The 10,131-nt window shown below is 70.4% G+C and carries 7 protein-coding genes; 4 read left to right on the top strand and 3 right to left on the bottom strand.

Annotated features, from left to right (window positions below):
- Window positions 1–37: 37 nt before the first annotated feature.
- Window positions 38–415: a sensory rhodopsin transducer gene (locus LA521A_RS08145; protein WP_281781792.1), complete on the bottom strand. Its 378-nt coding sequence runs from the start codon at window positions 413–415 to the stop codon at window positions 38–40.
- A 111-nt stretch (window positions 416–526) separates the two neighbouring features.
- Here LA521A_RS08145 and LA521A_RS08150 point away from each other — a divergent pair, with 111 nt between their 5' ends.
- The gene (locus tag LA521A_RS08150) at window positions 527–1,483 is read left to right on the top strand and encodes a TIGR03885 family FMN-dependent LLM class oxidoreductase (RefSeq protein WP_281781793.1); all 957 of its coding nucleotides are present in this window, start codon (window positions 527–529) and stop codon (window positions 1,481–1,483) included.
- 389 nt (window positions 1,484–1,872) lie between these two features.
- Here LA521A_RS08150 and LA521A_RS08155 read toward each other — a convergent pair whose 3' ends face one another.
- Window positions 1,873–4,173, bottom strand: a complete 2,301-nt coding sequence (locus LA521A_RS08155) for an amylo-alpha-1,6-glucosidase (RefSeq protein ID WP_281781794.1) — start codon at window positions 4,171–4,173, stop codon at window positions 1,873–1,875.
- Between the two features lie 204 nt (window positions 4,174–4,377).
- Window positions 4,378–5,433 carry an alpha/beta fold hydrolase gene (locus LA521A_RS08160; RefSeq protein WP_281781795.1) on the bottom strand — a complete coding sequence of 352 codons (1,056 nt, stop codon included), beginning with the start codon at window positions 5,431–5,433 and terminating at the stop codon, window positions 4,378–4,380.
- Window positions 5,434–5,737: 304 nt separating this feature from the next.
- On the opposite strand from LA521A_RS08160, the gene LA521A_RS08165 reads away from it, so the two are divergent.
- From LA521A_RS08165 to LA521A_RS08175, 3 genes are all read left to right on the top strand, one after another.
- Entirely contained in the window at window positions 5,738–6,283 is a 546-nt protein-coding gene (locus LA521A_RS08165; protein WP_281781796.1) for an ECF-type sigma factor, read from the top strand.
- Between the two features lie 42 nt (window positions 6,284–6,325).
- Window positions 6,326–9,049 carry a tetratricopeptide repeat protein gene (locus tag LA521A_RS08170; protein WP_281781797.1) on the top strand — a complete coding sequence of 908 codons (2,724 nt, stop codon included), beginning with the start codon at window positions 6,326–6,328 and terminating at the stop codon, window positions 9,047–9,049.
- A 277-nt stretch (window positions 9,050–9,326) separates the two neighbouring features.
- A complete protein-coding gene (locus tag LA521A_RS08175) occupies window positions 9,327–10,061 on the top strand; it encodes a SapC family protein (RefSeq protein WP_281781798.1) in 735 nt (244 codons plus the stop codon).
- The last annotated feature ends 70 nt before the right edge of the window (window positions 10,062–10,131 follow it).

Raw genomic sequence — 10,131 nt, forward strand, 5'->3', positions numbered from 1 at the left:
CCGACGTGGCGCTTCCGTATACGTCGGCCGCGCTGCCTCAACCCTGGCTGTACGCGATGGTGCTCATCAAAGCGTTTTCGGCCTGACGCGAATCCAACCGCGTGTGCTGCACGATCACCGGCACGTCGGACTCGATGACGCTCGCGTACGGGGTATCGCGCGGGATGGGCTCGGGATCGTCGAGCTCGTTGAAGCGCAGGTGCTTGGTGCGGCGCGCCGGCACCGTGAGCGTGTACGGGCCGGCCGGTTCGCGATCCTCGTAATAGACGTGGATGCGGATGGTCGCATCGTCGTCGGTCGTGTTCAGGATGCAGCACGCCTCGTGGCTTTCCAGCTCCGGCGCGGGCCCGTTGCTGCGGCCGGGAATGTAGCCTTCGGCGATCGCCCAGCGCGTCTTTCCGATCTTCGTGTCCATGGGCGCGGTCTATCACGCACGGCGGAAAGGCCGCGTCACGGCACGCGCGAAGGCGTCGCGTTCACGCCGCGTGCGTACGCTCGTCGATACAGGCGCAACGACGCGGCACGCATGAAGATCGGCTACCACGCATCGCACGAACAGTTCCCGCCGGGCGAGCTGCTCGACCTCGCCGCGCACGCGCACGAGGCGGGCTTCGACGCGATGATGTGCTCGGACCACTTCCATCCGTGGTCGCGCGCGCAGGGACACAGCGGCCACGCGTGGACGTGGCTCGGCGCGGCGATGGCGCGCGTGGACACGAGCTTTGGCGTGGTGAATTCGCCGGTCGGCCGCTACCACCCGACGGTGATCGCGCAGGCCGCGGCGACGCTGGCGTCGATGTTTCCGGGGCGTTTCTGGATCGCGGTCGGCAGCGGCGAGGCCATCAACGAGACCATCACCGGCGCGGAATGGCCGTCGAAGGACGCACGCAATCGCCGCCTGCTGGAAGCGGTGGAGGTGATGCGTGCGCTGTGGCGCGGCGAAACGGTGAACCACGCCGGCGAGTTCCGCGTCGCGCATGCGCAGTTGTTCACGCGCCCGGACACGCCGCCGCGCGTCTACGTCGCCGCGCTGTCGCCGGAAACCGCCGCCTGGGGCGCGGGCTGGGCCGATGGGCTCATCACCGTCAGCCAGCCGATGGACAAGCTCAAGCCGATCGTCGAGGCGTTCCGCGAAAATGGCGGCGACGGCAAACCCGTGCAGCTGCAGGTCAAGCTGTCGTACGCGAAGACCGAAGAGGACGCGCTGCGCGGCGCGCACGAGCAATGGCGCACCAACGTGGTCGAGCCGTCGCTCACGCAGGACGTGAGCACGCCGCAGGCCTACGAGGCGCTCGGCGAACAGGTCACGCCGGAGCAGGTCGCCGAAGCGGTCAACGTGTCGGCCGATCCCGCACGCCATGTCCAATGGCTGCGCGAGTACGCCGCGCTCGGCGTGGAGGCGTTGCAGCTGCACAACGTGAATCGCTGGCAGCGGGAGTTCATCGACGCGTTTGCGCGCGAGGTGATTCCGAAGGTGCGGTGACGCATCGCCCGCGTTGCAGAACGCGTGATGCATCGGAACGCGTGATGCATCGGAAGGTTGGATCCCCGCCTTCGCGGGGATGACGGTTGGATAGCACAGGACGCCTGGCCACCGGGCGGTTGTAGCCCGGGTAAGCGAAGCGCACCCGGGGGCTCTCAAACGTCGGCCGGCGCGTCACCCGGGTGCGGCGTCAACTTACCCGGGCCAAGCCGTCATTCCCGCGAAGGCGGGAATCCAACGGTCCGAGTATCACGTCGTCCATGACCATCAGCGGCGCACAGACGTGGCCCGCGTTGCAGAACGCGTGATGCGTCGGAAGGTTGGATCCCCGCCTTCGCGGGGATGACGGTCGGATAGCACAGGACGCATGGCCACCGGGCAGCCGCACCTCAAGGCGCAAACCGCTCCCGCAGTTCGCCTTCCATCGCCATCACCTCGCGCCACGTCGCGTGCTCGGCGCGCACGGTGAGTTCGCCTTCCAGTTCGCGCACCTCGAAGCGGCTCTCGCCGCCGGAGTCGCGCCAGAAATGCAGGCTCACGCGCGCCTCGCCGACGCGCATGCCGGTCAATGTGAGCGCCGGCAGCCACGGCGGCAGGTGCGGATCGACCAGCAGCAGGCGCAGCGCGGCGTAAGGCTGCAGGCCCAGCAGCGACTGCACGTACATCAGCACGGCGCTGGCCGACCACGCCTGCGGCGAGTTCGCCGGCGGGTACGTCGCGGGGAAGGGATGGTGCTTGTCGCGCATGTGGCCGCTGAAGCATTCCGGCAGCCGGTACTGGTCGAAGGCGGACGCCGCTTCGAACTGCGCGCGGCACACCTGCTGCATGCGTTCGATCTGCCCGTGGTGGAAGCAGCCGCGCACGATCGCGCCGTGTTCCACCGGCCAGATCGTGCCGCGGTGATAGGCGTAGGGGTTGTACGCGGGATGGTCGCTGGACAGCGTGCGGATGCCCCAGCCGCTGAACATGTCCGGCGCGAACACGCGCTCCATCAGGCGCGGGATGCGCTCGTCCGGCACGATGCCCGAGCCGACGCAGCGCAACGCGTTGGAGCCGATCGAACGTACCTGGTGACCGTCGCCGCCCAGCGCCATCGCGTAGCAGCCGACGTCGTCCATCCAGTACGCCTCGTCGAACCGCTGCTGCAACGCCTGCGCTTCCTGCAGCAGGCGCTGCGCCTCGCGCTTGTGGCCCAGCGCGTCGAGCACCTGCGCGATGCCGCGCTTGGCCGCGTACGCCAGACCCTGTTCCTCGCACGTCGCGACGGGATGTTCGACGGTGCGGCCGTCTTCCTCGACGATGCCGTCGTCGGAGTCCTTCCACGTCTGGTTCTTCAGCCCGTCCTTCGAGCGCGTCGCGACGGCGTAAAAGCCGTGCTGCTTGTCGCAGGCCGATTCGTCCAGCCATCGCAGCGCGGCGAGCGCGGGCTCGATGAGCGGCTCGACCGCGTCGCGATCGCCGGTCCAGTGCCACAGGTGCGTGAGCGCCGTGCAGAACAGGCCCGGCCCAGTGAGCGTGCCGTAGTAACGGTCCTTCGGCTTGAACTGCAGCAGCGACAGCGGGCCCGGATGCGCTTCGTGCAGGATGCGGCCCGGCGCCTCGTCGCGCCACGCATCGTCCTTGCGCGCCTGCCACTGCGCCATCACCGGCAACGTGCCGCGCAGTACTTCCGGGCCGAGCATCGCCACCTGCTGCGCCGTGGTCAGCGTGTCGCGGCCGAACAGCGCGACGTACATCGGCAGGCCCGCCGCCACCGTCCAGGCATCGGGCGCGACGTCGAAACGCGGCAGCCGCAGCGCGGCGAGGTCCAGGCGCGCGCGATGCACGGCGCTGTCGACGACACTGGCGAGCGTGTCGCGTTCGAGTGCGTCGATCACGGTGGCCTCGCGCAGGTAGGCGCCCTGCGGGTTCTGTTGCTCGTCCACGCCGTCGAGTTCGCGGTCGGCCTCGGGGCAGGGCAGCGTTTCGTCGCCGAAGCGCGCCAGCCACAGCAGTTTCGCGCACCAGGTGTCCTGCGGCGCCAGTTCGATGTCGAAGGTGATGCGGCCGTCGCGATGCTTCGGGACGACCTCGCCGGTATCGATCTGCAACGTCATGCCCGCGTCGAACCGCAACCGCTGCCGCTTGCCGTCGCGCTGCACGGTGCGCGCGACGCTGTAATCGAAGGCGAGTTCGAAGCGGCCATCTTCGCCGCGACGCCAACGACGCTTGCGCGTGCCTTTCTGCTGGCGCTCGCCGCGGGTTTCCTCGATGTCGGCGAAGTCCGAATCGATCTCCAGCGCGAAGCGGAAGCGCACCGTTTCCCGCGTGTAGTTGGTCAGCGCGTATTCCTCGCGCATGCCGTCGCCGACCCAGCGCGACAGGCGCAGCTCCAGCGCCTGTTGTGCTGCCGCCGAGGCGAGGTCGTCCGGATCGGCCTCGCCCACACCGGGCGCGGGCACGACGTAGTAGCCCATCCAGCTGTCCTGCCGGACGCTGCTGAGCGTCACCGGATGCGGCCGCCTGCGCCCGATGAAACAGCGATAGCGGCTGAGCATGCGCGTCTGCCGCACGTAGAGGCCTTCTTCGCCGCCATCGATGAAGCCGGTGGTGCCGGTGGTCAGGACCGTGTCGGCTGCGCTGACGTAGGCGGCATGTTCGCGAACTCGCAGGCGGATGAGGCTGCGTTCTACGGGGAAACGTTCTTTCATGGCCGGAATATCGGGCGGCCGACGTGATGCCGTTGTCCATGGTGGATGGCGTTCACGGGTGCGCACGCGCGCCCGCAGTCACGTCATCCCGGCGAAGGCCGGGACCCAGGCTGTCGCGCTTGCCGCGTAAGCGAACCTCGACGCATCGAGCGTCCCGCCCCTCACCCCAACCCCTCTCCCGATGGGAGAGGGGCTCAAGCAACCTCACATCCGATCCGCATCCATCACCGCCTGCGCGAAGGCCTGCGGCGCTTCCTGCGGCGGGTTGTGGCCGATGCCGCCGGTGAGCAGGCGGTGCTGGTACTTGCCGGTGTAGCGCTTCGCGTAGCTCGCCGGCGCGGGATGCGGCGCGCCGTTGGCGTCGCCCTCCAGCGTGATCGTCGGCACCGCGATGGACGGGAACGTCGCGAGCGTCCGCTCGATCGCGTCGTACTTCGGCTCGCCCTGCGCCAGGCCCAGGCGCCAGCGGTAGTTGTGGATGACGATGTCGACGTGGTCCTCGTTCTGCAACGCGGCGGCGCTGCGGTCGAAGGTCGCATCGTCGAAAGCCCACTTCGGCGAGGCGAGCTTCCAGATCAGTTTCGCGAAGTCGTGCCGGTTGGCCGCGTAGCCGGCGCGGCCGCGCTCGGTCGCGAAGTAGAACTGGTACCACCACTGCAGCTCGGCCTCCGGTGCGAGTGGCGCCTGCGCGGCCTGCTGGCTGCCGATGAGGTAGCCGCTCACCGCGACCAACGCCTTCACCCGTTCGGGGTGCAGCGCGGCGACGATGTCGGCAGAACGGCCGCCCCAGTCGTACCCGGCGATCACCGCGCGCGGGATGCCGAGCGCGTCCATCAGCGCGATCACGTCGTCGGCGAGCGCGGCGGGCTGCCCGTTGCGCGGCGTGTCGGGCGAAAGGAAGCGCGTGCTGCCGTAACCGCGCAGGTGCGGGACGATCACCCGATAGCCGGCCGCGGCGAGCAGCGGCACGACGTCGGCATAGCTGTGGATGTCGTACGGCCAGCCGTGCAGCAGCAGCACCGGCGCGCCGTCGGCGGGGCCGACGTCGACGTAGCCGACGTCGAGCACGCCGGCGCGGATCTGCTTCACCGGACCGAAGGCCGCGCGGGTCGCGCGGATCGGGCCGGGGGCGACGGAACGCGGTGCGGCCTGCGCGCGGCCGGCGACCAGGCCCAGCGAGGCGGCGGCGAGCCCGGCGGCGGCCGTGCCGAGGAAGCGGCGGCGTTGCGGATCGATGCGGTCGGAAGCGGGCGTGTCCATGTTCGAAGCTCCGGTGGTGGATGCGGCGCGATTGGCCGGCGGAGCACAGGTTCGCGAAGGGGCGTATCCCGCTTGTGTTCGGCGCGGCGGGGTTTTGTATCGGCGTGTAGCGGCGCCTCGACGCCATCGGCGGGTGCCCGCGTTTTGCCGAAGTTGCCCATTCGCGTCACCCCGCCCGGAACGCCACGTGCGCCGCCGCGCCGCGCGGGGCCTTCACGCGCGAAGCGACAATTTCGGTAACATCGGTGCACCGCCGCGGGTGAGACGGCGGTCACATTCATCCGACGCCATCATGGTTCCTGACGTGAGCCAGGAAATTACGCGACTGCTGCGCAATTGGAGTGCCGGCGACGACGAGGCACTCGATCCGCTTTTCGACCTCGTCTACGAGACGTTGCGCGAAATCGCGGTCGCGCGCCTGCGCGGCGGCGCGGCGCACACGCTGCAGCCGACCTCGTTGGTCAACGAGGCCGTGCTGCGCCTGATGGGGCGGAACGTGGAGTGGAACGACCGCGCGCATTTCTTCGCGGTGGCGGCACTGAAGATGCGCGCGGTGCTGGTGGACCACGCACGCGCGATGGCCTCGGCCAAGCGCGGCGGCGACGTCGAGCTGCTCACGCTCTCGCACGCCGAGCACGAGGGCGAGGCGATCGAGTTCGACGTGCTGGCGCTGCACCGTTCGCTCGAACGCCTGGCCGAGCGCGACGCGCGCGCGGCGCGGGCGATCGAGATGGCGTATTTCGGCGGCATGGACCGCGACGAGATCGCCGCGGTGATCGGCGTGTCGGTGCCGACGGTGGATCGCGACCTGCGTTTCGCCAAGGCGTGGTTGAACCGGGAACTGGCCTGAGCGCGAGCGCGGGCGAACGACAACGAGCCCAGGGGGAGGGCGATGGACGCGGCACGCTGGCAGGAAATCAGGGAGTTGTTCGACGCGGTGTGTGAGCTTCCGCCCTCGCGCTGGGAGCCGACGCTGCGCGCGATGAGCGCCGATCCGGCCACCATCGACGAAGTGCTGTCGCTGCTCGACGCGCAGACGATGCAGCTGCAACGCGCGTCCGGCCCGGTCGCGACGCTGCTGGCGAATCTGCCCGACGCGCAGTTGCAGCCGGGCGATCGCCTCGACGGCTGGCGCCTGGGCGAACGCGTTGCCAGCGGCGGCATGGGCAGCGTGTTCGTCGCCGATCGCGCGGACGGACTGTTCAAGCATCGCGTGGCGATCAAGCTGCTGCGCGGTTTCGCCGGACCCGTCGCGGCGCAACGGCTGGCGGCGGAACGGCAGATCCTGGCGAGCCTGCAGCATCCCGGCATCGCGCGCCTGTACGACGGCGGCACCACGCCGACCGGCCAGCCGTACCTGGTGCTGGAGTACGTCGACGGCCTGCCGCTGGACGAATACGCCGACCGGCAGAACCTGCGCCTTCGCGCGCGCATCGCCCTGTTCCAGCGCGTGTGCGCGGCGGTGTCGGCGGCGCACCGGCAACTGGTGGTGCATTGCGACCTCAAACCCGGCAACGTGCTGGTGCGTGGCGACGGCGAGCCGGTGCTGCTCGACTTCGGCATTGCGCGGCTGCTGGCCGAGCACGGCGAGGATTCCGCCGCCGGCTACGGCACCGCGGGGTACGCCAGCCCGGAACAGCTCGCCGGCGACCGCATCGGCGTGGCGAGCGACGTGTACGGCCTGGGCGCGCTGCTGTGTCGGCTGATCGCCGGCCGCGCACCGGTGGTCGAGGACGGCCGCATGCGCGCGCCGAGCGCGATGGCGACCGCGGCCACGCCGTGGCACGGCGAGTTGCGCGGGGACCTGGACGCCATCGTGCTCAAGGCCTGCGATGCCGATCCGGAACGCCGCTACGCCACGGTCGATGCGCTGTCGGGCGACCTGCAGCGGTACCTCGACCGTCGTCCCGTGCTCGCGCGCCCGCAGGCGCCGGGGTATCGCGCGTCGCGCTTTCTTGCGCGGCGCTGGAAGGAAAGCATCGCGGCATCGCTCGCGCTGGCGCTGTGCGCGGCGTTCGTCTGGCAGCTGAGCGAGCAGCGCGAGCGTGCCGAACACGAGGCGGCCGTCGCGAAGGAAGTCAGCGACCTGCTGCTGAAGGCCTTCGCCGAAGCCGATCCGAAGGCGCGCGGCGCCCGTGGCACGCAGGTCACCACCGCGCGCGACGTGCTCGACAGCGGCGCGGCGCAACTCGAACGCATGACCGGTTCGCCCGACGTGCTGGCCCGCCAGCGTGCGGTGATCGGCATGGCGTACCAGAACCTCGGCGAGACGCAACGCGCCGAACCGCTGATGCGTCGCGCGGCCGACGAACTCATCGCCGTCGGCGCCGAGGCCGAAGCGGCCGCCGTGCTGAGCGAACTGGCGGTGCTGCTGGGCAACGACAAGCGCGGCGACGATGCGGTCGCCGTCGGCCGGCGTTCGCTGGAACTGCGCGAACGCATCGGCGCCGAGCCGCTGGCGATCGCCGATTCGTACAACTCGCTGGGCATCGCGCTCAACACGCAGGGCGACACCGACGCGGCCGTCGCCGCGCTGGAAAAGGCGCTGGCGACGCGGCGCGAATACCTCGGCAAGGACGCGCAGGCGGTGACGGTCACGCTGCAGAACCTGGCGATGGTCCATCGCAGCCAGGGCGAGTACAAACGCGCCGAGCGCATGTACCGCGAGGCGCTGGCGCTGCGTCGCCGCGACAGCGAGCGCTCCTACGGCGTGCTGGTGGCGCGCGACGGGCTGGCCAAATCGCTCAACGACCAGGGCCGCCAGGCCGAAGCCGCCGTGCTGCTGCGCCAGAACGTCGAACTGGCGCGCGAGCTGTACGACGATCGCGGCGACCACATGGCCAGCGCGCACAGCGAGCTGGCGAGCACGCTGCAGGACATGGGCGACTACGCCAACGCGCTGCCGAACTATCGCCGTGCGCTGGAGATCACCGTCGAGTCCGGCGGCGAGGGGACGATGCAGTACGCGATCGACCTCAACAACATGGCGACGCTGCTGGAAGCGCGCGGCGAGCTGGCGGCGGCGGAAGCGGCGTTCCGGCAATCGCTGCGGATCCGCCGGGCGAACCTGCCGCCGGACGACCGCAGCGTGGTGCGCGCCGAAGGCAACCTCGCGCGGTTGCAGATGCGCCGCGGGCAGATGCGCGAGTCGCGGCCGGTGCTGGAGCAGGGCATCGAGCAGTGGCGCCGCAAGTCGGACAAGCCGACGCCGGAACTGGTCATCGCAATGCTCGGGATGGTCGAGTGGTACACGCGCGACGGGCAGCTCGACGCGGCGCAGGCGCTGCTCGACCGCACGCCGGCGTTGCCGGAGGAATCGCCGAACCTCGCGCTGCGCCGGCTGGGCTTGCGCGCGGACATCGCGCAGCGTCGCGGCGACTGGCCGCAGGCGCAGGCGCTGTGGGCGAAGGTGGTCGAGGGCAACGGCGGGCGCGATCCGGTGATGGCCGCCAAGGCGCGCGTGCCGTATGCGGAATCGCTGCTGGGGGGCGGTCGGCGCGACGAGGCGCGTCGTGAGGCGGAACTGGCGCAGGCGCCGCTGCGCGCGGCGCTGGTGGAAGGCGCCGAGCCGCTGCAGCGGTTGCAGGCGCTGGAGGGGCGGTTGTCGAAGGGGTGAGCGTCGAAGGCGTCTGCCCTCCTCCCAACTCCTCTCCCGCAGGCGGGAGAGGGGCTGCCCAGGCGGAGAGGCAGCGCTCATAGCCCCTCTCCCGTCCACGGGAGAGGGGTGGGGGTGAGGGCAATGCGCCGGTGCGCTTCGACCAAACAGCGCGCCCCGACACAAACATCGAAACGGCGTGATAGGGCCGCGCCGCTTTTGCCGGTTATCCAATACAGGGGGAGTGCGCATGCGCGTGGGGCCCCCGTGTTGCCGTTCGATCCTCAGGGGGGAAGCCATGAAGCAGCTGCTGATCTACGAGCGCCCGACGCCGCTCAATCGCGACATCCACCGCCACCTGCGCGTGCACGCCACGCCGGGCGATTTCCGCTTCGCCGCGCACGTGAACTCCGTGCCGCTGGCGGCGACCGAGTTCGCCCGCGCGAGCGCCGATTTCCCCATCGTCTTCGCGGGCGAGGGCACGCCGGTGCCGGCCGCGCTGCTGGGCCTGCGCGTCAACGAGAACCTGATGACCGACGCCGAAGGCCGCTGGCGCGACGGCGCCTACGTGCCGGCGTTCCTGCGCCGCTATCCGTTCGTGCTGGCCGAGAAGCCCGACAGCGACGACTTCACCGTGTGCCTGGATGCCGCGTTCTCCGGCCTGGGCGGCGACGGCGAGCCGCTGTTCGACGAAGCCGGCGAGGATTCGCCGCTACTGAAGAACGCGGTGAACTTCCTGTCCGAATACCAGCAGCACCTGCGCCGCACGCGCGAGCTGGTCGCGCGCCTGCAGGAACTCGACCTGCTCGTGCCCAAGGTCGTGCGCGTGGAGCCGCAGGGCGCGGAGGCCTTCCAGATGCAGGGCTTCAGCGTGGTCGACGAGACCCGCCTGCAAGCGCTGAAGGGCAAGCCGCTGCAGGAACTGATGAAGTCCGGCGACCTGGGCTTCATCTACGCGCACCTGGTTTCGCTGGCGCGCATCGAGCGGCTGACCGCGCGGCTCGACGCCCGCGGCGGCGCGCCGACGCACTGACCTTCGCACTGAAGCAGCGGTCGCGGGCCACGCCCGCGCCGCACCACCACCGCACTGGACACGCAACGAC

The sequence above is a fragment of the Lysobacter auxotrophicus genome (assembly GCF_027924565.1).
Taxonomy (GTDB): domain Bacteria; phylum Pseudomonadota; class Gammaproteobacteria; order Xanthomonadales; family Xanthomonadaceae; genus Lysobacter_J; species Lysobacter_J auxotrophicus.

What these genes read in the sequence shown, in the direction of transcription:
- LA521A_RS08145 (WP_281781792.1), bottom strand. Translation starts at nt 415, where the DNA reads ATGGACACGAAGATCGGAAAGACGCGCTGGGCGATCGCCGAAGGCTAC.
- LA521A_RS08150 (WP_281781793.1), top strand. Translation starts at nt 527, where the DNA reads ATGAAGATCGGCTACCACGCATCGCACGAACAGTTCCCGCCGGGCGAG.
- LA521A_RS08155 (WP_281781794.1), bottom strand. Translation starts at nt 4,173, where the DNA reads ATGAAAGAACGTTTCCCCGTAGAACGCAGCCTCATCCGCCTGCGAGTT.
- LA521A_RS08160 (WP_281781795.1), bottom strand. Translation starts at nt 5,433, where the DNA reads ATGGACACGCCCGCTTCCGACCGCATCGATCCGCAACGCCGCCGCTTC.
- LA521A_RS08170 (WP_281781797.1), top strand. Translation starts at nt 6,326, where the DNA reads ATGGACGCGGCACGCTGGCAGGAAATCAGGGAGTTGTTCGACGCGGTG.
- LA521A_RS08175 (WP_281781798.1), top strand. Translation starts at nt 9,327, where the DNA reads ATGAAGCAGCTGCTGATCTACGAGCGCCCGACGCCGCTCAATCGCGAC.